Consider the following 23,201-nt stretch of genomic DNA (forward strand, 5'->3'; position numbering starts at 1 on the left):
AAAAACACCTGGATTACTGCTTATTTACAGTAATCCAAGTGTTTTCGATCATTAAGGCATATACTTTTCTTCGACTCTCACTACTTCATCATCTTTCACCGTTACATTATAAGGACCTTTAACACCTAATAAATAAGTGATAAATTCCTTTTCATCAACCGCTCTTGGCTCCAATGGATTTTCTTGATTTACTAAAAACAGTTCTGCATCATCAGCTAGTTTTATGCTTACTTCTTCCATGTTTTCGTTATAAATTGCAAATCCATTAACAGCAAATGACGAAGGTAGATCTTTCTCTACATCTAATCCCAATTCCTTAATCCTATCCGTATCCGATTCATCAATCCATTCAACCTCATCCAAAGTGAGAAGCTTTGTAGAAAGCTCATAATTCATAATATTAACGAGTTTTTCACCTGCAGACATTGATTCTTTTGGTGTTGCTTCTTTTGGTGTTTCCTTTTCTGCGCATGCGCTCAATACAATCACGGTTAACATGACTAGAATAGCCATGCTCGTCTTTTTTAATAACTTCATGCTGTAAATTCTCCCCTTTATATATAGGACACTTTTACCACAAAAAAAGTTTCAGTCCATTTAAACAATTAAGCGAACGATGTAGAAGGAATTGGTCACTGCTAGACAATTCGTTGTACTATTTTCATTAAATATTTTAGTAACTTCCTCTAAATCTTCTTCCTTTAACTTGTCATAAACTGAAGCCTGCTGACCAAAGCAGCGTAATTTTAATACATCTAAAGGTGAATGAAGATATTCTGTACTTACTATATAGTCAATTTTAGAAGTGGTGTACTTATTATTCGCTAATTGTAATTTTATTTTATCTAAGAAAGGTGTACCCAAGGATTGTTCAAATAACTTTGGGAATATTTGAGGCAGTTCTTTGCCGAAGTCGTCTCCAGGATGAAGTCCCAGAATGATTCCTCCCTTTTGAACTATTTCAGCAAGGGAGGAATATGCCGAGGTAGGTCCCTTTCGTATGTAAGCACATTCAAACTCCTCTTTTTCGAAAGGCATTCCATGTTTTGTATTTCCAGCTAGGAAAGATAGATTCGACTTCTCATTTACATTCGCGATTTCCAAGAAGTTTTCGGTAACATCAAAACCTACAATCTGCCTTGCAAATGAACTACAATACTTAGTAAACTCGCCATGCCCACAACCAACATCCAAAACCTTTTTGTTTTTGATCAACCTCGTCACTTCTTCATCAAAAACAGACTCTCCATTTGGTATGGTTATTGTAGAATTCCAATTGTACTTATAAACACGTTGCAATGCTGACAGTTGTTCATACCACTCTATGGAATGTGGTGTTACCCAGTCTGATAAGGTGGTCGGATTATTTAACATATACACTCTCTCCTTGCTTACTCCGGTTCCTAAACAAAAGCCATAGACAGCAAAATACACCAAACGCTACAAATTCCAGTGATAATACATACCACGGATAAGGGCCTAGAAAATCCAATAAACTCCCACCCTTTGGCTTTTCCTGTAAAAACATATAATTGCCATCTACTATAAAATTTATAGCGAATAAGAAAGGTAGCAATATATTCAAAATAACCATCGTCTGGATAAGCCCTTTAAAAGTTGGTCGGTAACCTCTCACCCATGTGAAATAAAGGGCAGTTAAAATAATTCCAAAATGTGTATAGAAGAAATGGAAGAACCGGAAGTGAGGAAAATTTATATCTAATACCGGTGTGGCAACTGCCTGAATAGCTCCTCCAATTCCAGCAAAAAATACAAACGGATAGAACTTCTTGTTACCAGTCCAAAGTAAAACCATTGTAACGATTAAACTAATGCTGCATAGCTCAAGGGGCAATGAGTTTCCCCAATCCCACCTTCCTGTTTGAACAAGCCACATATAATAACAACCATCCATAATGAATAAAGTCAGAGCGAAAAAACGTTCCCTTAATTGGATTTTCTGTTGTTGATGAGACCACTTGTTTCTAGTGAAAAATAACAGCAAGATTAATATAAATAAAGTAATAGCGGAAGTTAAATGTACTCCAGAAAACATTTTAAAGGCATATTCCAATCTTTTCCCTCCCTATCTACTCTATTAATATTCGGCTTAGTCTTTTGAATTTCCTCTATAAAAACTACTCGTGTAATTCCCCGAGCAGCCTTCATCATTTGAATTTTATTTTGACGTTATTATATCCAGTCGATTTTGCTTGATAGAGCTCCTCTTCTGCTATTACAAGCATTTCTGCCATATCTTTAAATTGGCTCACTACACCATGTACGCCACCCACACTACTAGTAATGTGAAAAGAATGCTGCTCACAACAAAAGTTTAAGTTTAGGTTTTCAATAGCCTCACTCATATTATTCATCAAGGGACCTAATGTATCTCGACTAATATCCATAAAAGTACAAACAAATTTTTCTTCACTAAGACGTCCTATTTCTCCCTGTCGTCCATTCAAAAATACTTTCATACAGTCCTCTATTTGTTGTAAACAATGTTCTCCTTCTTTTCGACCATGAAAATCAATATAACGTTTGAAATGATCAATTTCCAAAATACAAAAGGCAAATTGGTAATCTTCTATTCCTTCTCTAGTTAAATCATTTATGGACTTTAACAATTGTAGACGATTAGACAGCTGTCCCACTTCATCGTCTGATATAGAAATGAATTTACTAGCTTTCAATAGCTTATATCACTCCTTTTGACTCTCTTTTACTTTCACTCATTTTAAACAAAAACACCTAGCTCTTAAAACAGACTATGCTGCAAAGAACCAGGTACCCCATTTTAGTTTTATCTAATTACGGAAACTTTATATCTAACTACTTTAACTGTTTTTCAGTAATATCACCAAGAAGTGGAAGCTTGTAGTATTTCCCATTGTAAGCCTGGTACATTAAGAAAACTACCAGTACAAGGACAAGCAAAGGCAACCAGATACTCAGCATCCAACCGATTATTGGGATAAAAGGCAAGACCATACTTATTATAATAAGAGCTACTGCTAAAACTACAGACTGCAATGCATGAAAACGAATGAAGCGATTTTCCTTCTCTACGAATAGAAAGATAAGTCCGACGATGAAAAAATAACAAAGCATACCAGCAATATTTTCATCTAAACCAATTGCATTATTTTTATTTACCCCTATTTCTGTTTCCTTTTGTTTAGGAGAAGCAGCTTCTTCTTTACTGTTATTTTCCTGTTCGTTCATACATATCACCTCCTTGTTTTGATCAAGAGTTAAAACGATGAAGTCTATAATATGTTTGGTGATTTATAAATACCACATTTATGAAAGAACTGGCTCCATCCTTTCATCATATGAAAATGTTCATTATTCAGCTACATAATCGAAACAACGAAAAAAAAAGATCCTCTTATTTAACATAAAGAGAATCTTTTTCCTTAGCTATACTTTAATTCGAAATGCTTTTACAATAATCCCGTCATTTGCTGGTTCAAAATCATATTGTGGTAAGCGTTCAAAGCCTAGGTGCGTATATAATGTTATGGCATTTTCCATAAAATCTGCAGTATGCAGTCCCATCTCTGTAAAACCTTTTTCTTTTGTGCGCTTCATACATTCATGGATAAGTGCTGTTGCTACACCCTTACCTCTAGCTTGTCGAGAGATAGCTAGCATACGTAACTCTGGATAATTGAGCACTTCGTCCAGTAAACCTTCATAAATTTGTTTATCAGGCGCAAACAAAGCAACACTTCCTGCAATTTCACCATCAATTTCTGCCACGATTCGTTCAATACCAGGTTTGGAATCTGCATCCGATAGAATAGATTGTTGAAGTGCATTCCAGTGGGCCTCCGGTATTTTAGGTGCATGCTCTTCATATGCATGTAATCTCATTTCACGTATATGAACTAACTCTTCTTCTTTCGCATTACGAATAATCATTTTTTTCATCTCCTTATTGAATAAGAAATTTTTCTTCCTTACCACTTAAAGCCTCACGGTCATGCTTTGAGTTGAAAATAGACGTATCCGGACCTTTTGGTAATATATTATTTGGTCCTTTTTGATCGTCACTAGCAATATGGTTTGATAAATGATAATGTATTTTAATCGCTTCAAAATCTGTTGTATCACCAAATCCAGGTGTTTGGTATAAATCACGTAAGTAACCCCATAAATTCGGAAAATCAACAATGCGGTTTCGATTTGTTTTGAAAGCCGCATAGTACGCAACATCGAAGCGTACAAGTGTCGCATATAGGCGAACATCTGAGTCTGTAATATAATCCCCAAACAAGAAACGTTGCGTAGAAAGACGATTTTCTAGTTCGTCCAAACGGGCAAATAACACGTCGTATGCTTCATCATATGCTTCCTGGGAACGAGCAAAGCCACATTTATACACTCCATTATTCACTTCATGGAAAATGATATCGCTTAATGCATCAATCTCTTCTCGTAAATGCTCTGGATATAACTCAGGTGCATTTTCTTTGTGGAACGGCTTCCAAGCTGTCTCTAAATGATTGGTTAATCGGAAATAGTCATTATTCACAGCTTTTTTTTCTGCTATATCCACAATGACCGGAACAGTGGGTCTGCCTTCATATGTCGCATCTGCTTGTAAATATACTTCACTTATATATTTAATACCTAAAACGGAGTCAACGCCATTCTTATCTAAGGAAAACTCCCAATCTACCCGATCAATATTCGGACGCATTGGACTTGCAGTTCCTAAGCTAATAACATCTTCTAACCCAAGTACACTTCTCACAATGACAGAGCGATGTGCCCATGGACAAACAGCTGCCCAAAGTAGACGATACTTTCCTGCTTCTACTGGAAGTTCCCCAGCTTCACTTCCAAAAGTTGTTGAGAAACGATTTTTTTGACGAATAAATTTACCCTTTTCATCCACTTCAGTTGGACCTTGCTTCTTAGTCTCTTCCATGTCTCATCATCCTTTTCTATTAAACATAGTATTTCACTTGGTTTAGTTAAGTGTATGGATTTATTATCTTGAAGTCAAGGTAATAAATTTTAAAATAGATACCATTGTATCCAAACGGATTATTTAATTCTCAAAGTCTCATCTGTGTTATGAACATCCTAGCATCATAGCATTCTAGCTATGATGGCTGTTTTGGAAAAACAGCTTTTTTTGCTTTTATCGACTACTAGTGGACAATCCATGAATGGGTCGGATAGTTTATACAATACCAAATTTCAGGAATAGACTATAAGAAAGAAAACAATGATAAGGAGGTCATATATTTGGCATATAGAAGAAATGGAAATCCCCGTTTTTGTGTGTTCCCTGGTTATAATTGGTGTGGACCCGGTTGTAGTGGACCTGGTGCTCCTATAAATGATGTGGATGCGGCTTGTAAAGCACACGATGAATGCTATAGAAGAGGAAATAATCGATGTGAATGTGATCGTGAGTTTCTCCGTCGGCTACAGCCTAAAGTAAATAATCACACACCAAAGGGAAGACATGCCCGAACGCTCTATAATTATATGAAATTGCAAACAGCTTTTACTTGTAGAAACTCTAGATACTAAAAAACTAAATCCAAATACTGTAAAATATATTTCATCCTAAAATCGTTACTTAGCAATACGTTTGTTTAGAAAGGATAAGTTTGTTATCATTTCTACAGGTAGTTATTGAAGGAGCGCTTATAGATGAATAAAGAACAAGTAGAACAGTTTCAACAGATGAAAAAGAAAATGACTCGCATGATGCTGTTGTATAAGTTTGCATTGAGTGAGCTTGAAACAAAAATTGAAATTCTTCGAGAAGAATTTTTAATGATCCATGATTATAATCCAATTGAACATACGAATTCCAGATTGAAATCTCCAGAAGGTATATTAAAAAAACTTAATCGCAAGGGTAAAAATATTTCAGTAGAAAGTATCCGTGAAAATGTGAAAGACATTGCAGGAATGCGTATTACTTGCTCTTTCATCTCTGATATATATCGAGTTTTTGGTATGTTGGAAAAACAAAGTGATATAAAGGTATTAGAAGTAAAAGATTATATTAAAAACCCAAAAAGTAATGGCTATAAAAGTTTACATGTTTTATTGGAAACACCTGTTTTTATGTCCGATGGTAAAGAAATTGTAACCGTTGAAGTGCAGATACGAACTATTGCGATGGATTTTTGGGCAAGCCTTGAACATAAAATCTTTTATAAATATGATCAGTCAGTACCGGAACAGTTATTAATCGAGTTAAAAGAAGCAGCCGATTCAGCATTTGCATTAGATCAGAAAATGGAACGACTGCATAATGAAGTAAAAGTAATCAAAAAAGAAAACAAAGTAACCGAAGTAGATGAATTGACTAAGTTAATAAGTAATTCAAACCAACAAATAACAATCCCCCCAGCTTTCTTAGAAATGTTGGAGAAAAGTAAGTAATCCGATAATTGATAGCCATTGCTAAGAAATAAGAGTAAAAATAATTAATAAGAGTTGCAATGACTATTTGTCGTTGCAGCTTTTTGCGTTAATCGGACATCTCTCTAGACTAACTATCCATATCCCCTGCTCCTTTTTTCATAAACTAAACAGATATATAAAATAAAGAAGGAGGAGTTATTAAATTGAGCAAATCAAATGAGAACTTTTCAAATTCTCATCATCACAATAAAAGACCTAATATTCTTTTTATCATTGTAGATGAAGAGAGATTTCCGACTGTTTATGAAACTGAAGCAATAAAAGAGTGGCGAGTGAAAAATTTAAAAACGCAAGAGCTGTTACGCAAAAATGGAATGACATTTTCAAATCATTATATTGGGAGTACCGCTTGTTCACCAAGTAGAGCAACGCTTTTTACTGGCCAGTATCCCTCACTTCATGGAGTGACGCAAACGACTGGTGTTGCAAAAGGTGCATTTGATCCCGATGTATTTTGGTTAGATCATAGCACAGTACCTACTTTAGGAGAATACTTTCGCACAGCGGGATATCAAACGTACTGGAAAGGCAAATGGCATCTATCGGATGAGGATATTCTAATACCTGGTACGCATGACGCATTACCGAGCTACAATACAAAAACTGGTGTACCTAACACTGCGCAAGAGCAAATTTATGAAAAAGCCAATAGATTAAGTGATTATGGCTTTGATGGTTGGATAGGTCCTGAACCTCATGGATCAAATCCGCGAAATTCTGCATCTTCGGCAGGTGTCGGAGTAAGTGGAAGAGATGAAGTTTACGCTAAGGAGCTAGTAGATTTAATACATTCACTCGAAAAAAATGCAAAATCACCTAACGATCAACCTTGGTTAATCGTATCCTCATTCGTGAACCCACATGATATTACCCTGCTTGGTCTATTCACACGATTCAATCCCTCCTATAATTTTGAGATTGATCCGACTCTTCCTTTCGTTCCACCAGCACCTACAGCAAATGAAAACCTACTTACCAAACCTTCTGTTCAGTTAAGTTATCGTGATATTTACCAACAAGCCCTTCAGCCCACATTCGATTCGCTACTTTATAGACAACTCTACTATTCTCTACAAAAGAAGGTAGATGATGAAATGTACAAAGTATTTCAAGCCCTTCAATCATCCATCTTTTATGAAGACACAATAATAATTTTCACAGCAGATCATGGAAGCTTAGTAGGAGCACATGGTGGACTATTTCAAAAGTGGCATAATGCTTATGAAGAATCCTTACATGTTCCTTTAATAATTCATAGCCCAAAATTTTCAGTCCCTAGAGAAACGGACATAATCACAAGCCATCTAGACATTATCCCTACACTTTTAGGTCTTGCCAATATTAATGCAGTCGATGCTCAAAAAGAACTTAGGAAAAGCCATAGCGAGGTGCACCCATTGGTTGGACGAGATTTCTCCCCGTTAATAAATGGAAAAACCAATTTCCCTCGGGCAAACGAGCCTATATATTTTATGACGGACGATGAAGTGACAAAAGGATTAAATCAGTTTACTGTAACCGGAAAACCATATGAATCAGTTATTCAGCCAAACCATCTAGAAACCATTATTTTGAAATTGCCTACTGGCAAAGAAAAAACCGATGAGGTCTGGAAGCTTACCCGTTATTTTGACAATCCACAGTTTTGGAGCAATCCCGGTGTAGAAGATAAAGTGACAAGTCAGGAGGATTCCACTCCAGTTACAGATACGAAGGAAGTAGCTATTTGTATAACTACCACGAAACAAACTCCAGTCGACGATGAATATGAATTATATAATGTCACTAGAGATCCAACGGAAGAATGTAATCTTGCATTTCATTTGAATGAAACTCCCGAATCCAAACTAATTCAAAAAGTATTAATAAGTATTCTCCAAGAACAATCCAAGCAAAAAAGATTATCTCCGACAAGTGGCACGGTTCCAGGTATGCCAACTTGTGAGAGCTAGGGAGATCTCATTAAATCACTTATACTTAGTATAAAAAGGTGCCGCCTAAGTCATTTTCCGTTAATTGGTTCGACACCTTTTATATTATTATTTCTTCCGACAGTTGTTCTCTTATTGCCAAAGTCTCACAGCTACATTGGTATGTTCATAGCGTTTAATAATAATACATACTTTTTGATACCATTCATTACAAAGTGCATTTACTTCTGTGTATTCTTCCGAATCGATTTCAAAGGATTGGTCATCTGCAATAAATGGATATTCTAAAATAGGATTGATCAAATCATCCACCACTATTCTCAAACATAATGCTTCTATAGATTCAACGTCATCCTCATCTTCTTCTTCATCTTCCTCGTCAACATCTTCTTCCATTTCGGCTTGATCATGCAATAGTGTACTGCCTAACAAACCTTTCCGCGGATATAAGTTTATAACCTCTCCCTCTTCTACTAAGCCAACCTCTAATACTTTAGAAAAGGAAATAGGATCTATACTAAAATCTTCTTCTATGGAATCTCTTTGAAGTATATAAAGAAAGTTTCCTACATCATCTATTAACATGACATTTAACAAATTGTTCGAGATCAGAGACTGTGTATGGGGAATTTCTGCAAGTTGTTCCTCTAATCTCCTTCTACTTTCAGCGTTTCTTCTATTTATAAAAAGTTTCCATTCTATAACTCCCCAAAAGAATAAACCCAATGAAATGACCAGATACAATCCAATTGCATTTGTACTTTCTAGTGAAAGTGATAATGCGAAATAAATAAAGAATAATAGAAATATAACTAGTATTTTCAATCTCATTCCACCTTTAGAATTCTGTTATAAGAGATTCTATTCGTGAAACTATGTCCTTATACTTAAGTCTTTGAAATTGTCTACTTCCTATCACCGAAATAGACGAAAATAAATTACCAACTTCAATCATTTAGCATATAATATATTATTTCATTAAAGCGGAGGTGTTTATGCTGATTCATACTGTTCAACAAGGGGAAACACTGAGTCAAATAGCTCGAGACTATCGTACACCCCTATCCAACATCATTAGCGCTAACCCATCTATAAACCCAAATATACTTTATATAGGTCAATCCATTGTGATACCAGGTTTTCCAGATCCTAACTCACTGCCATATCAAATCGAGGTTTCCATAAACAATCGGCAACTACGGTTGTTTAAAGATGGGCTTTTACAAAAAGAGTATCCTATTGCGGTAGGAAGAATGTTATTCAATACACCTGTTGGAGATTTCATCATTATAAACAAAGCACCTAATCCGGGAGGACCTTTCGGCACCATGTGGATGAGTTTATCGAAAGAACATTATGGGATTCACGGTACTAACGATCCTAGTTCGATTGGCAGAGCAGTATCACGTGGTTGTATTCGTATGAACAATAAAGATGTCGAGGAATTAGCACGTATAATTCCGATCGGTACTCCCGTTTCAATAAGGCCATAAGACAAACTGTTTAAAGAGACGCCAGGTCCTCTAAAAAAGAAAACATAGGTAGGTATGCAGTTGATTTCCGCTCCGAGCGGACGCTTTCCATGGGCCCGGCTGACGGTATTATCCCTCTTTTAACTTTGACTAATCTTATCTCTAAGTTAGAGGCTTTGCTTAATCCCAGCAAGCGTCCATCTGAAGCAAGATCAGCAGTGTTATTCTTCAAGTCCCGCAACCTCAGTGTTCACCGGACATTTTTAAGTACTTTATTCAAAATAAAAAGAGATTACCATTAAGTCTTGAAAATAAAAACTTAATGGTAGTCTCTAAAACTATGTCTACTTGTCTCGATTAATAATATAATCCAAAAAGTGCTTCAAAAAAGTTGTATCTCGTGGCACGTCATGTAATGATTCCATCGCAACACAGTAATTTTCCCACATCTCTTTTTTGGCATCATCAATCCCTAATATAGAAACGAAAGTAGAACTGTTATTTTCGGAATCCTTCCCAACGGTTTTCCCTAACAAAGCTGTTTCTCCTTCTACATCAAGAAGGTCATCTTTAATCTGAAATGCAATACCTGCATGGCGTGCAAACTTTTTCAATGCTTCAATTTCTAATTCACTAGTATTGGCAAGGATTGCAGGCATTAGAATAGATGCTTCAAATCCAAGTCCAGTTTTGTAGAAGCACATGTTATTTAATTGGTCCAAAGATAATTGTTCGCCTTTTGAATTTAAGTCCATTGCCTGACCTCTACACATATCGGCCGTCACTTGGGCAGAATACTGGATGAGTTTCAACACAGCTTTCGAATCGAACTGATCCAATGTCGTTTGCTCCCAAATAGCTTTCTGAGTCAAGAAAAGTCCTGTTAACTCTGCGATGGAAACATTATAAACCTCATGGAGGGTTGCCCGACCTCTGCGGAGTGAAGCATTATCTTGAGATGGAAGATCGTCAAAAATGAGAGAAGCTGTATGCATATACTCTAATGATTTTAAAAGTGGTTCTAGCTCTGAGCTTTTTAACCCATATGCATTGACTCCCATAAACCAAGTGACTATTGGTCTTAAACGTTTTCCATCACCTTGTAGACTGTAATTCGCAGCATCTATAATGGAATCAGGCGACTTATCAGGTTTTGGGAGATCTAGAACTTCGTTAATCTGACTTCGTATAGTTTTGGCGTTTTCTATAAATTCTTCCTGTCCCTGTCTATTATTTTTCAAGCTTGTAATCATATGGTCACGCAGCAGCTTATCGAAGAAATCTACATCATCTGCTTTTCGAACCATCTCTTGGATTAGTTTATTGAAAGTAGGGTTTTCAGAAGCAAAAAGGTTCATTATCTCCTTATATTTTCCGGAACCTACCCGCTCCTTAAATCTTTTAAGACCGTTGATAGCTCGGTCTAAAATAACTTCACGCGTCATTTGATCCGAATCATAAACATGATGAATCAAATTAGAGATTACTGTCCAGTACATTTCAAATGGATTTATGAGATCTGGCCGTTTATCGTGATACTTCAAGTAATATGTGTAGGGAGTTACCGCCCCTTCCTCCATATCATCAAACATATCTGCAAAATCATCCGCAAGTTGATTGTAGATTCCGTAAAAAAATGTTCGACTGTCAAAACCTTCATCCTCAGAAGCACCAATTACAGAACGAACAATCAGTCGAGAAGATGCAGATTTTAGAATGACTGGTATATAAAGCTCCTCATTCGTATATTCTGGATAAGCCAAATCATTTTTGCGATCCACTTCTTGAGAGTTGAAAAACACATAAGATTGCTCGAAAAAGTTATTTCTTGTCTCTGGTCGCTGATGTTCCTTAATATATTCAAATGCTTCACTAAGTTCTGAGTGAATATAACCAATCAGTTCGGCATTTTCCCCTTTCCAATCACCTAGTTCGGGAACTATTCCCGTAGTAAGGGTAGTGCGTATCAGATTAGCATATTGTTTTTCTTCGTCTACTGTTAGAATTTTGGCATCTAGAAGATCGTCAATAAACGGATACGTAAGTCCATAGGAAAACCCTAGCCTTATCGCTTTATCAAGCCTATACTTTCGCTCTTCTGGAGAAACATCCCCATTCATTTCTTCTATTTCTTGCATGATTACCCCTGCAATGATTTTAATAAGTTTTCGTTGGGCATGTTCGGCCTCCATCCCTATTGGAATATTAGTAGATACATTTTTTAGCTTATTGATCAGCCAGATGAAAGTCGATTCCACGCCTTCTTTCTGAGCCAGGCGATACAAGGCAGTCATATTGAACATTTCACTATCATTCTCTCGATCTGTTGCTGAAGAGATAAGATGAGTTTTCAAACTTTCCACTACATTTCGGATTCGACTTTCCGTTTCTGGAGAATTCAACGCTTTTCCTAAATCTCTCATAAATATATATGAAATGCTTCGATTCAAATAATTATCTAATTTCCCTGTATAATTTAGCCACTTTATATAACTGTGATATCCACTCGCATTAGCTTTTCCTTTCCCCCTGGAAAACAGAGAAAGTATTGAATGGTGTCGTATATGATTATGTTTCCACAAATGTATATCTTCTGTAAGAACTTTCACATATGTCTTCTGTTGAACCTGCGTATAAAGTGATTGAAAATAATGATTGGCCTTCTCTTCTGCCTGCTTGTAACAAGCATCGGTATTAATGATTAATTCTTCGTTCATATCATTACTCACCTTCACTTCTTATTTATAAATTCCACTCCAATTACTATTATAATTATAACATTCAACGTATTGATGATTTACTTTAAGCTACAGAATTATTCCTCTTTCTATTTCTATGAGTCAAACCGCTGCTTCATAATAGCAAAAACAAAAAAAAGAGAACGAAAATCGTCCCCTTTTTTATCTTCTTTATAAACTGATACGCAGAAATAAATTAATTACTTTCAACTTCACCAGCTGATTCCCATCTATCTATTTCTGCACGAACAATTGGTGCCACTTCTTTGCCAAGTAGTTCAATTGCTTTCATCACGTCTTCATGAGGCATTGATCCAACTGGTACATGCAGCATAAAGCGAGTAATACCCACATTTTTACGTAAGAAAATAATCTTTTCAGCTACTGTCTTCACATCTCCAACGTATAAAGCACCTTCCAAGCTACGTGCATCATCGAATGTAGAACGAGTATACGGACCCCATCCGCGCTCTCTTCCTATAACGTTCATTGCTTGCTGTGTTGGTGGGAAAAATTTTTCTACTGCAATATCCGTAGATTCTGCCACAAACCCGTGAGAGTGCGATGCAACCGTTAACTTCGATAAATCATGTCCTGCTTGAGTCGCGGCTTTCTTATACAGTTTCACGAGTGGCTCAAACTGGAGTGGGCTACCTCCGATAATTGCCAACACTAGTGGCAATCCAAGGAATCCAGCTCGAGCAACAGATTGCGGTGTTCCACCGCTCGCAATCCAAACGGGAAGTGGGTCTTGTACGGGACGTGGATAAACCCCACGATTCTGAATCGCAGCTCGATGCTTACCACTCCATGAAACCATTTCAGACTCACGTATTTTTAAGAGTAAATCTAACTTTTCTTCATACAATTCATCATAATCCTTTAAATCATATCCAAAGAGTGGGAAAGATTCGATAAAGGAACCACGCCCTGCCATAATCTCTGCTCGACCATTGGAAATAGCGTCTAATGTAGAAAATTCCTCAAATACTCGCACTGGATCATCCGATGAAAGTACTGTTACAGCACTAGTAAGTCTTATACTCTTCGTCCTTGACGCAGCTGCAGCCAGAAGAACAGCGGGCGCGGAAGCCGCATAATCCTTGCGATGATGTTCTCCTACACCGAATACATCTAGCCCAACTTCATCTGCTAATACTATTTCTTCCACAACCTCACGAATACGCTCCGCATGGCTAATGACTTTTCCAGTTTTTACATCTGGAGTGGTTTCCACAAACGTTGTTATACCAATTTCCACTAATATTCCCCCAATCATTATTGCGTTCAATTGTTTATATAAGGATGCTTTCGGCCTTAATGATACCTTATTATCCTATTTATATTCAATTTATCAGTTTCATTGGAGAAAGAGGTTTTTGGAAAGATATTCTGTTTCACGGGTAAAAATAACTCGAGAACGAGTATGTTAGAACCATCCGCTAGTATTCAGTAGAGTGAACGCCAGTAAAACTCAGTAACCACTGTCTTCATGCGTCCTCTCTCTTCTTCACTTCACTCATTAAATAGTCGACAAACAGATCATCCCTTACTAAAGCTGCCTCATAGTTTCTCTTTAAGAAACGCTCGCCATCTTCAAAGCTTGTAAAGGTTTCTTCTAATTCGATTTTATTTTTTTCGAGAATCCAATCTTGATCATTTTTAGAATATAAGATGAACGTGTCATTATTCCTATTTTTATAAAACGAACCGAAAGCCGATTGTTTCAAATTATACTGATTTCTTTTTGCATCTTCTGGTATTGAGGACAGATGGAAAGTGTCCAAAACAAATAACTTATATGCTTCCTCCGTTAAAGTACATCCTGATGCTTTTTGATGTCCTCCGCCGCCGAACTGTCCAGCAACTTCAGAAACATCGACATGATCATAAATTGTACGAAGAGAAATTCTTTTTCCTCCCATGATTACAATTGCGATGTAATCGAGATGTGGAAACTCTTTGCCAAGTTCATTACCTAACTCCGAATGATACGTTTCTGCATAGACCACCCCAGCAATATGGTCTCCCACTTTTGCCTGTACAATCTCTCTTTTCTTGCGACGAATATAGCGATCAATCTTCTCAGATTCCATTTTCAATATTTTCTTTTCAAATTCATCAAAATCAAAATGGTCACTCGTACGAAGTCGTTCCATTATTTTTTCTTCAAATTCTTCCATAGATATTAAATAGAACAATGAGTTTAGGGAATGTGCCTGATGATTCCCGTTCTTTTCCCATTCCCATGTATCATACTGTCTAACTAATTCTACAAATTCTGTTACTGCAGCAGTTGGTTCCAATAATTTGTTGGATACAAGATACTCATATAATAAGGATGTGGCAGAAGTTAATTTGCCTTCCTGATCTTCCACTAATATATATCCCCATTCATAATCATTAAAGTGCAACGCTGATTTATGATGATCGATTAGTTGTACCTTCCCATTTGCATTGTAAAAATCATTTAATCTTTTTTCATTATCCCCGTTCGGCGTCAAATCCGTTACGAATAAAAATGTATCAGGTTCATCATTTTCTAAAAAATATTCAATCTCCCGATTAAGAGATGAAATCGAATTATAGCGCACCTTTACATTCTCACCAAATGCTAGCTTTGCTAAAATACCACATCCGACACCATCTAAATCATTATGGGACAATAATTTATACATTCTCTTCACCTCTTATATAGTATGGTTTTTACATACGAAACTTATTAATAAACTAATTTAAAAGTTATTTGGGTCAATTTCAAATTACTTATATCAATATAAAATTGGACTCCGTTGATTGTAGCGCAAGGTGGCGACTCCAGTGACGAGGAGTGAAGCCATATCCGCGGAAAGCGTGCACCTGGAGTGAAGATCAACTTTGACGGATTTTACTACTTAATATTTATTTTACAGGTAAACTGTTGCAATAGTATTAAAAGTCATGTATTATTTTAATAATTAAATATTCTCTTATTTCAATTATATTTGAAGTAAGGATAGAGGCGCAAAAACCATTAGTACACAATTAGAGGATAATGAGATCCTAGGACATTTGTGGAAAGGGGAATTTGCCGAAGTCGATAGAATCTCATTTTTCTTGAAGCTGGTTCAGCTGTTGAATAAACACTGAATTGTCATATAGGAGACTATATGGAGGGCTATCTTACGCACAGAAATATTACTCTATTTCTACTGCAACAACGAGCCCTCGTTGTTGCTTTTTCGCGTTTACTTAACTTGACTACCAAACAAATCTCAAGTTAAGCCTCCGGTGGATGTCACAGACTTTGGGGTTAATTGCGCTAGCGCAATTCAAAATCTGGACGCAATTACACCGAAGTGTAATTGATGAAGCCCTTCTCCCTGAATTTTTAATAATAAATTATAGGATGTGGAGAAGTTATGAATTTCGGACAAATATTAACGGCTATGGTTACTCCTTTTGATCATAATGAGGATATAGATTTTCCAGCTACAAGAAACTTAATAAATTACTTAATCTCCAATGGAACACAAGGTTTGGTTGTGTCTGGAACAACCGGAGAGTCTCCGACGTTAACTGATGAAGAAAAAGTACAGCTGTTTAAATTTACAGTTGAAGTTGTGAATGGTAGAGTGCCAGTTATTGCTGGAACCGGCTCATATAGCACAAAAGCTTCTATCAATTTAACAAAACAGGCTACTGATGCTGGTGTCGATGGTATTATGCTTGTTGTTCCTTATTATAACAAACCATCTCAAGAAGGCTTGTACCAACACTTCCAAACAATTGCTGCAACAACATCATTGCCGATTATGCTATACAATATTCCAGGTCGAAGCGTGGTCAACATGTCATTAGATACTGTCATCCGACTTTCTGAGATTCCGAATATCGTTGCTATCAAAGAAGCGGGCGGCAATTTGGACACTATGTCTGAGATTATTAGTAATACTCGTGAGGACTTTTCGCTGTATAGTGGTGATGACGGTTTAACAATTCCGGTACTATCAATTGGTGGAACGGGTGTTATTTCTGTAGCCTCGCATATTATAGGAAATGAAATGCAAGCAATGATCGCAAAGTTCAATAATGGCCATGTAAGAGAAGCTGCAATGGATCATCGCAGACTATTGCCTGTCATGAAAGCATTATTTGCAGCTCCAAATCCTACACCTGTTAAAACAGCATTGAATTTAAAAGGTGTTCCAGTGGGTGGAGTTCGCCTACCTATGGTTCCTTTAAATGCTGAGGAGCATACTACTTTAAAGGAAGTATTAACTACACTACCAGAAGGCGTAAAGTCTTAAAAAGAGCGAATTCCAACTACTGGAATTCGCTCTTTTACCTTTAATTCGTGGTCATGAAAGATCATATACTCGCGGTCGATGGGTGAATACTCGCTATCGACCAATGCTTACTCGCGGAGAAGAATGGAATACTCGCGCTCCCTCTCTGATTACTCGCGGACTGCCATGATTTACTGCCGCAACAGGATATATTTCCACTTCTAATCATCCTTTCAGGATGTTGAGGAATGAAATGAATTGCACCATTTCTTATGACTAAACTAAAAAGAGCGAATTCCAACTGCTGGAATTCGCTCTTTTTTTAATTTAACTTCTATATTTAACCGCTAAGCCTTTAAGGAATTTGCGCGCAAAATTGTCTCCGCATTCTTTATAATTACGATGACCTGGTTTTCGTAAAATAGCTCCAAGCTCACCTTTTGAAACTACAATACCACCATCATGCAACACATCTAGCATATCTTCTGTTGTTAATTGTAGAGCTACTTTAAGCTTTTTCAACAGCATATTATTCACGTGATCCTTCTGCTGTACAACTGGCTCCGTATCTGCTGGCTGTTCCGGTTTTGGATCCTGCTTGCCTCTTTTATGTGTGATTAATCCATTCAAAAACGATTCTAACATTTTATTATTACACTTGATGTGGTTTTCATCCTCTACTACTTCTTCCTCTTCACTTTCCTCTTTTGCTTTGGTAAGAATTTTGAGAACTTCCTCTTTAGTTACTTCCACACCACCAAGTTTAAATACCTCTACCATATCCTTATTCTTTATATCAAGGGCATATCTCAATCTGATTAATATATCATTATTCTCCATTTATAAACCTCCCAATGTCCGCATAAGTAGATATCATACGGAACTAATCATTACTAGAATAGCACAATGTGAGCTAGTATAAAAAAAACTGGAAGAGAAATTTTTCATTTTCTCCACCAGTTTGATTTCATTTGCCTATGAATTGAAATCATATATTTGACCTTTTATCAAATAAGCTGTGCTTTCAGCGATATTCGTAATATGGTCTGCTGTTCTCTCTAAAAAGCGATTAACAAATAATAATTGTACAAGCTGACTTGTTTCTTCTGGATGTTCACTTAGATAAGCAGTAAGTTTTTTATATGTCTCTCTACTATATTGATCTACATTGTCCTCTAAATCTCCCACTTCTTTAGCAAGCAGGATATTTTCCTCTAAGAATGATTGTAATGCTTTTCGAAGCATTTCGATCGATATATCTTTCATCTTTTCTAGATGGGTAATATCTAGTAAAGATTCAGGATTGCCAATTTTAATCGTTGCTTTTGCTATATTTACAGCAAAATCTGCGACCCGTTCAATTTCAGATGAAATTTTAAGGACACCAATTATTTCACGTAAATCTCTGGAAACAGGTGATTCTTTTGCTATCATCCATATGGAGAACTGATTTACTTCTATTTCAAGATTATCAATCGCTGTATCTCCTTCAATTACTTTTAGAGCAATCTCCACATCCTGTGTTTTTAACGCCTTAAAAGATTTTTCTAGAGCGACAACTGAGAGTTCACCCATTTCGATAATCTTACTCTTTAGTTCTTCTAAATTATTTTCAAAGTTTACACGAATACCCATTGGTAACCTCCTATTATCCAAATCGACCTGTAACATAGTCTTCTGTTCTCTGATCCTGCGGGGTGGAGAAAATATTATCTGTATCATCGTATTCTACTACTTCTCCATTTAAGAAAAATGCGGTTTTATCGGAGATTCGAGCAGCCTGTTGCATGTTATGTGTCACAATAACAATTGTATAATCTTCTTTCATATTGGTGATTAGTTCTTCTATTTTTAGAGTAGAAATCGGGTCTAATGCGGAAGTAGGCTCGTCCATTAAAATAATATCAGGTTTCATCGCTATTGCACGAGCAATACATACACGTTGTTGCTGACCGCCTGACAATCCTAGGGCCGATGTTTTAAGACGATCTTTTACTTCATCCCAAATTGCTGCACTACGTAAACTTTCTTCTACAATTATATTTAATTCTTTTTTGTTTTTAATACCTTGCATTTTTGGTCCGTAAGCCACGTTGTCATAAATACTCATAGGAAATAGATTTGGTTTTTGAAATACCATTCCTACCTTCGTTCTGAGTTTGATAACATCATTAGATTTATAAATATCTTCATGATCAATGACAATTTCTCCTGTAATTTTCACACCATCGATTAAATCATTCATACGATTTAGTGTGCGTAAAAAAGTAGATTTCCCACAGCCAGATGGACCGATTAAAGCTGTAACCTCTTTTTCCTGAATAGCAAGATCGACTCCGAATAATGCTTGTTTCTCGCCATAAAATAAATTTAAATCTCTTACATTGATTATAGTTGCTTCTTTACTTTGCTCCATATGCTAAAATACCTTCCCTACGTAATTTATTTGGTCATTAACTCTGCATGTTCAATTACTGTGGACTTAACATACTCTTATTTATTTGTAGCTCTGTTAAATTTTTTCGAAATATATGTTGCCGAAAGATTAATTGCTAATATAATTACGATTAAAACTATACCTACAGCTGCAGCAAGTTCAATATCTCCAGATTCTTGAGTAACTAGATACGAATGTACAGTTAAGGTTCTAGCAGATGATAGAATGCTGTCTGGCATAGCTGCCACGGTTCCAGCAGTTAAGAAGATAGCAGCTGACTCACCAACAATTCTTCCGACCGAAAGGATAATACCAGATAGTATACCTGGCATTGAGCTTGGTAAAATTACTTTATACAGTGTTTGTAATTTTGTTGTCCCAAGCGCTAGTGAACCTTCTCGGTACGAACCTGGAACTGTTTTTAATGCTTCTTCAGTTGTCCGTATAATTACAGGTAATACAATAATCGTTAGAGTTAATGAAGCTGCTAATATCGACATACCTAATTTTAATGTTGTAACAAAGAACACTGCTCCAAACAAACCGTAAATAATAGATGGTATTCCTGTTAAACTTTCCGTTGCAAATCGTATTAGTCTTACTAATCGGCCTTGTTTTGCATATTCCTGTAGATAAACGGCTGCCAATATTCCAATAGGTGTTGCGATGACTAACGAGATAAGGACTGTGTATATAGTCGTTACGATCATTGGCCAAATACCACCATCTCCATCTGGAGAATAATCACCAAAGATAAAGTCGAAGCTGATCAAACCAATTCCCTTATAAAAGATAAAACCTACAATCATAACAAGAACGGCAACTGATAAGAAAGCTGATAACCACAAAAGTCCTCGGAGTAAGTTATCTTTAAATTGTCTCATCTTAGTTGCCTCCTTTAGAACTTATTTTTGCTAAAACGAAATTTAGTATTAAGATAAACGAGAATAAAACAATTCCCGTAGCAAATAACATTTCTTGATGAGTACCGAATGCATAACCCATTTCTAAAGCAATATTTGTCGTTAATGGACGCACACTATCTGTTAAGCTAGTTGGCACGATTAAGCTGTTCCCAGCTACTAAGATAACTGCCATTGTTTCTCCAATTGCACGACCAAGACCTAATACAATGGCAGTCATAATACCAGATTTTGCTGCTGGTACAATAACTTTAAAAATTGTCCCAATTTGCGATACCCCGAGAGCTAGTGATCCTTCACGATATGTTTGCGGCACTGCACGAATGGCAGTTTCAGCAACCGTTACAATGGTTGGTAACATCATGATTGCTAGCACTAGAATAACTGCGATTAGGCTTTGCCCTTTTACTAAACCGAAAGTATTTTGTAAAAATGGAACAATGATAGCAAGTCCAAACACACCATATAACACTGATGGAATACCTGCTAGCAATTGCACTGCTGGTGAAATAATCTTTGCTAATCGTTCTGAGGCAATTTCAGCTAAGAAAATAGCGGTAAATAGACCAATAGGAACTCCAATGATTAACGCTCCAATTGTCGCAAAAATAGATGCAACAATCATTGGGAATATACCGAATTTATCTTCACTCGGTACCCAATCACTACCAAATATAAAATCTATAAAGCTATAGCCCTCCGCTACAAAAGGATGGGCACCTTTATAAAATACAAATCCAATGATTAACAATAAAGTGATTACGGAGAGAAGTGCACAAATTAAGAATAGTCTTTGCGACACCTTCTCTAACATATACTTTCTCTTGTTTGCTTTGCCGATTTCGACGGTCTGCTTGTTAGTTGTTGGGATAGACACTCTTATTCCTCCAAAAGTAAGTCAAAAGTTTATGTTGTTGTCTTCCTAATTCATCTATATCTACTTTATAGGGATAGCTCCTGCTTCTGCTGCAATGAGTTGTCCTTCTTCACTTAGTATAAAATCTATAAATTGCTGTCCTGCCTCAGTTAATTGTCCTTCTTTATAGACAAACAAGAATGGCCTAGACAAGCTGTATTTTTTTTGTAAAACATTTTCTGCTGTAGCTTCTACACCATTAATGTCAATTGTTGAAATGTTCTCATCAATATACTCAAAAGAGATAAAACCAACTGCATGTTTATTGTTCGCAACTGTTGTTTTAATATTTCCATTACCGCTTGCAATGATCGAGTTTCTGATTAACTCTCCAGAGCTATATTCTACTATTTCTTGAAAGGCATCCCGTGAACCTGATCCGTCCTCGCGAGAAACTACTACAATTTCTAAGTCATCTCCACCAAGTTCACTCCAGTTTGTTACTTCCCCAGTAAAAATCTGTTTAACCTGCTCCATCGTTAAATCTTTTACTTTATTACTTGGATGAGTTACTACTACAATTCCATCATAAGCAATAATTACTTCATTCAACCCACTTGCAACTTCTTCTTCTTTTAAATCACGCGAAGACATTCCTATCTCCGACACCCCACTAATAGCATTTGTAATTCCCGCTGAGGAACCAATTTGATTTATCTCGATATTCGTGTTGTCTTTCTCTGTATATTTTGCTGCTAATTTTTCAGCTAGCGGTCCTACGGAAGTAGATCCGGAAATAGATACTGTTGCATTATTACCACTTGACTCTGTAGTATCCTTGTTATTGTTTGAACATGCTGTTAATACAGTAAGTATAGACAGCAGTAACAATCCTATTTTCACTTTATTCAAGCTAATCATTTCTTACCTCCAAGAAAATAAGTTATGTCTGTTCTATGACGTATTTTGTCTAATTATAGAATAAAGGCAGAGTGTAAATTTTTAATACTACAATTGTAAAGCTTTTGTAAATTTAATTAAAAACAAGTCAGTCTATTTTAAATATTTATAAAACTCACTTTAGAATTACTTAGGATGAGTCTAAATCAGTACTATATTACTTTCCATTTATTTCAAATTTATTCTATAGAGTACAATAATAAAATTGGAAATTACACTTTTAAATGTTTATACTTTACTTTCACCCATAGATTTTCGTTGCGTTGGGTGATAAATGGCTTATATGCTCTAGGTATGCAGTAACTTTGACATCCTCTTCTCTGGAATATTCATAACCTAATCCTTCAGCTACAAATATAGCTGTGGTACGAAATAGAACTAACATTGCAAATAATGCTCTCCACATATCTTTATAACTTCCATCAGCATAAGTGGAGAGTAGTTCTTGCCAATTCTCTTCGGATAGGTACTTCTCCAAGTACTTACCAAATTTACCTATACTGACGGAGTAAGAGTGTTCAATACCAACCTTCCATTCGAGCATCTTTAACAGCGTCGGTCTCATAATATTATTTAAATGCTCCGCTGCGTAAAGAATTTCACCTCTCCACAAGCCCTTCGCCACATATGTAGATACCCACCAAAACTCGTTACAGCAATCGGAGAAGAATTCGGCAGAAGGACGTTTTACCCAATAATCCTTGTCTGTTGGTGGCAGGAGTTCAGCTAGGTCGTTATCCTTGTCCATTAAAATAATCGTTAACTTATCCTCTTTGTAATATGTATCTTTTTCATCATTCGAAACAAGCGTAAGATCAATACGGTTTCCATCAGTAAACAACATTAGGTAGGAGAACCTACCACCTAAACCTGGCGGAAACATAGACATATTCTCGGGAGTTTGCATAATGATTCGTTCACCGAATACCTCTATCCAATGTGGATCTTCAATGAATGAATTCACATCAGTTACCACGTAAACAATATCAAAATCCTGAAACAAGTCTTTTGGAGCATTGGGATTCGTCCTTGAACCATTTAGCCCTACCGCTCGAATCCTTTCATCATTTGCTGCGTAACCTAAAACTAATTCAAATATTTCATCTGAAGTTCTCATGTTTTTTCTCCTTTAGTAAAAGGTGCCTGTTTCC

General features: G+C 36.4%; 23 protein-coding genes and 1 riboswitch. Of the genes, 5 read left to right on the forward strand and 18 right to left on the reverse strand.

Going from position 1 to position 23,201, the window contains the following annotated elements; translation table 11 throughout:
• Positions 1 to 51: 51 nt before the first annotated feature.
• The 7 genes from MKX39_RS15110 to MKX39_RS15140 all read right to left on the reverse strand — a co-directional run bounded on the left by MKX39_RS15110 (position 52) and on the right by MKX39_RS15140 (position 4,942).
• Entirely contained in the window at positions 52 to 537 is a 486-nt protein-coding gene (locus MKX39_RS15110; protein ID WP_340770163.1) for a hypothetical protein, read from the reverse strand.
• Positions 538 to 597: 60 nt separating this feature from the next.
• Complete coding sequence (locus MKX39_RS15115; protein ID WP_340770164.1) at positions 598 to 1,374, reverse strand: methyltransferase domain-containing protein; 777 nt, start codon at positions 1,372 to 1,374, stop codon at positions 598 to 600.
• A complete protein-coding gene (locus MKX39_RS15120) occupies positions 1,364 to 2,074 on the reverse strand; it encodes a YwaF family protein (RefSeq protein ID WP_340770166.1) in 711 nt (236 codons plus the stop codon). The genes MKX39_RS15115 and MKX39_RS15120 overlap by 11 nt, the downstream gene beginning before the upstream one ends.
• Before the next feature lie 94 nt (positions 2,075 to 2,168).
• Positions 2,169 to 2,696 (reverse strand): diguanylate cyclase domain-containing protein, encoded by a 528-nt coding sequence (locus MKX39_RS15125; protein WP_340770167.1) that lies wholly within the window; start codon positions 2,694 to 2,696, stop codon positions 2,169 to 2,171.
• 139 nt (positions 2,697 to 2,835) lie between these two features.
• On the reverse strand, positions 2,836 to 3,228 hold the full coding sequence (locus MKX39_RS15130; RefSeq protein ID WP_340770170.1) for a DUF4870 domain-containing protein: 393 nt from the start codon (positions 3,226 to 3,228) through the stop codon (positions 2,836 to 2,838).
• A 198-nt stretch (positions 3,229 to 3,426) separates the two neighbouring features.
• Entirely contained in the window at positions 3,427 to 3,930 is a 504-nt protein-coding gene (locus tag MKX39_RS15135) for a GNAT family N-acetyltransferase (RefSeq protein WP_340770171.1), read from the reverse strand.
• Between the two features lie 13 nt (positions 3,931 to 3,943).
• Positions 3,944 to 4,942, reverse strand: a complete 999-nt coding sequence (locus tag MKX39_RS15140; RefSeq protein ID WP_340770173.1) for a glutathione S-transferase family protein — start codon at positions 4,940 to 4,942, stop codon at positions 3,944 to 3,946.
• A 359-nt stretch (positions 4,943 to 5,301) separates the two neighbouring features.
• Between MKX39_RS15140 and MKX39_RS15145 the strand changes: the two genes are divergently transcribed.
• The 3 genes from MKX39_RS15145 to MKX39_RS15155 all read left to right on the forward strand — a co-directional run bounded on the left by MKX39_RS15145 (position 5,302) and on the right by MKX39_RS15155 (position 8,417).
• A complete protein-coding gene (locus MKX39_RS15145; protein ID WP_340764545.1) occupies positions 5,302 to 5,556 on the forward strand; it encodes a phospholipase in 255 nt (84 codons plus the stop codon).
• A gap of 123 nt (positions 5,557 to 5,679) precedes the next feature.
• Entirely contained in the window at positions 5,680 to 6,423 is a 744-nt protein-coding gene (locus tag MKX39_RS15150) for a GTP pyrophosphokinase (protein WP_340763442.1), read from the forward strand.
• A gap of 185 nt (positions 6,424 to 6,608) precedes the next feature.
• Positions 6,609 to 8,417 carry a sulfatase-like hydrolase/transferase gene (locus MKX39_RS15155; RefSeq protein ID WP_340770175.1) on the forward strand — a complete coding sequence of 603 codons (1,809 nt, stop codon included), beginning with the start codon at positions 6,609 to 6,611 and terminating at the stop codon, positions 8,415 to 8,417.
• Between the two features lie 111 nt (positions 8,418 to 8,528).
• Here MKX39_RS15155 and MKX39_RS15160 read toward each other — a convergent pair whose 3' ends face one another.
• Positions 8,529 to 9,221: a hypothetical protein gene (locus tag MKX39_RS15160; RefSeq protein ID WP_340770177.1), complete on the reverse strand. Its 693-nt coding sequence runs from the start codon at positions 9,219 to 9,221 to the stop codon at positions 8,529 to 8,531.
• Positions 9,222 to 9,394: 173 nt separating this feature from the next.
• Between MKX39_RS15160 and MKX39_RS15165 the strand changes: the two genes are divergently transcribed.
• Positions 9,395 to 9,889, forward strand: coding sequence for a L,D-transpeptidase family protein (locus tag MKX39_RS15165; protein ID WP_340771468.1), 495 nt, complete (start codon positions 9,395 to 9,397; stop codon positions 9,887 to 9,889).
• 323 nt (positions 9,890 to 10,212) lie between these two features.
• Here MKX39_RS15165 and MKX39_RS15170 read toward each other — a convergent pair whose 3' ends face one another.
• From MKX39_RS15170 to MKX39_RS15180, 3 genes are all read right to left on the reverse strand, one after another.
• Positions 10,213 to 12,585: a polyprenyl synthetase family protein gene (locus MKX39_RS15170; protein WP_340770179.1), complete on the reverse strand. Its 2,373-nt coding sequence runs from the start codon at positions 12,583 to 12,585 to the stop codon at positions 10,213 to 10,215.
• A 217-nt stretch (positions 12,586 to 12,802) separates the two neighbouring features.
• The gene (locus MKX39_RS15175) at positions 12,803 to 13,867 is read right to left on the reverse strand and encodes an LLM class flavin-dependent oxidoreductase (RefSeq protein WP_340770182.1); all 1,065 of its coding nucleotides are present in this window, start codon (positions 13,865 to 13,867) and stop codon (positions 12,803 to 12,805) included.
• Between the two features lie 229 nt (positions 13,868 to 14,096).
• Entirely contained in the window at positions 14,097 to 15,284 is a 1,188-nt protein-coding gene (locus tag MKX39_RS15180) for a DHH family phosphoesterase (protein ID WP_340770185.1), read from the reverse strand.
• A gap of 310 nt (positions 15,285 to 15,594) precedes the next feature.
• Positions 15,595 to 15,774, forward strand: a riboswitch (Lysine riboswitch).
• Between the two features lie 233 nt (positions 15,775 to 16,007).
• Between MKX39_RS15180 and dapA the strand changes: the two genes are divergently transcribed.
• Positions 16,008 to 16,895, forward strand: coding sequence for a 4-hydroxy-tetrahydrodipicolinate synthase (gene dapA, locus MKX39_RS15185; protein WP_340770187.1), 888 nt, complete (start codon positions 16,008 to 16,010; stop codon positions 16,893 to 16,895).
• Between the two features lie 306 nt (positions 16,896 to 17,201).
• On the opposite strand, the gene MKX39_RS15190 is transcribed toward dapA, so the two are convergent.
• From MKX39_RS15190 to MKX39_RS15220, 7 genes are all read right to left on the reverse strand, one after another.
• Positions 17,202 to 17,714, reverse strand: a complete 513-nt coding sequence (locus MKX39_RS15190; RefSeq protein ID WP_093538087.1) for a YehS family protein — start codon at positions 17,712 to 17,714, stop codon at positions 17,202 to 17,204.
• Positions 17,715 to 17,849: 135 nt separating this feature from the next.
• Positions 17,850 to 18,509, reverse strand: a complete 660-nt coding sequence (gene phoU / locus MKX39_RS15195) for a phosphate signaling complex protein PhoU (RefSeq protein ID WP_340770191.1) — start codon at positions 18,507 to 18,509, stop codon at positions 17,850 to 17,852.
• A gap of 13 nt (positions 18,510 to 18,522) precedes the next feature.
• Complete coding sequence (gene pstB / locus MKX39_RS15200) at positions 18,523 to 19,290, reverse strand: phosphate ABC transporter ATP-binding protein PstB (RefSeq protein ID WP_340770194.1); 768 nt, start codon at positions 19,288 to 19,290, stop codon at positions 18,523 to 18,525.
• Between the two features lie 77 nt (positions 19,291 to 19,367).
• The gene (gene pstA / locus MKX39_RS15205) at positions 19,368 to 20,195 is read right to left on the reverse strand and encodes a phosphate ABC transporter permease PstA (protein WP_093538084.1); all 828 of its coding nucleotides are present in this window, start codon (positions 20,193 to 20,195) and stop codon (positions 19,368 to 19,370) included.
• Position 20,196: 1 nt separating this feature from the next.
• Positions 20,197 to 21,111 carry a phosphate ABC transporter permease subunit PstC gene (gene pstC / locus MKX39_RS15210; protein WP_245762741.1) on the reverse strand — a complete coding sequence of 305 codons (915 nt, stop codon included), beginning with the start codon at positions 21,109 to 21,111 and terminating at the stop codon, positions 20,197 to 20,199.
• A gap of 60 nt (positions 21,112 to 21,171) precedes the next feature.
• The gene (locus tag MKX39_RS15215; RefSeq protein WP_093538083.1) at positions 21,172 to 22,011 is read right to left on the reverse strand and encodes a phosphate ABC transporter substrate-binding protein; all 840 of its coding nucleotides are present in this window, start codon (positions 22,009 to 22,011) and stop codon (positions 21,172 to 21,174) included.
• A gap of 280 nt (positions 22,012 to 22,291) precedes the next feature.
• Positions 22,292 to 23,167 (reverse strand): aminoglycoside 6-adenylyltransferase, encoded by an 876-nt coding sequence (locus MKX39_RS15220; protein WP_340770196.1) that lies wholly within the window; start codon positions 23,165 to 23,167, stop codon positions 22,292 to 22,294.
• Positions 23,168 to 23,201 lie beyond the last annotated feature (34 nt).

It is taken from the genome of Psychrobacillus sp. FSL K6-1464 (assembly GCF_038003145.1).
Classification (GTDB): Bacteria; Bacillota; Bacilli; order Bacillales_A; family Planococcaceae; genus Psychrobacillus; species Psychrobacillus psychrotolerans.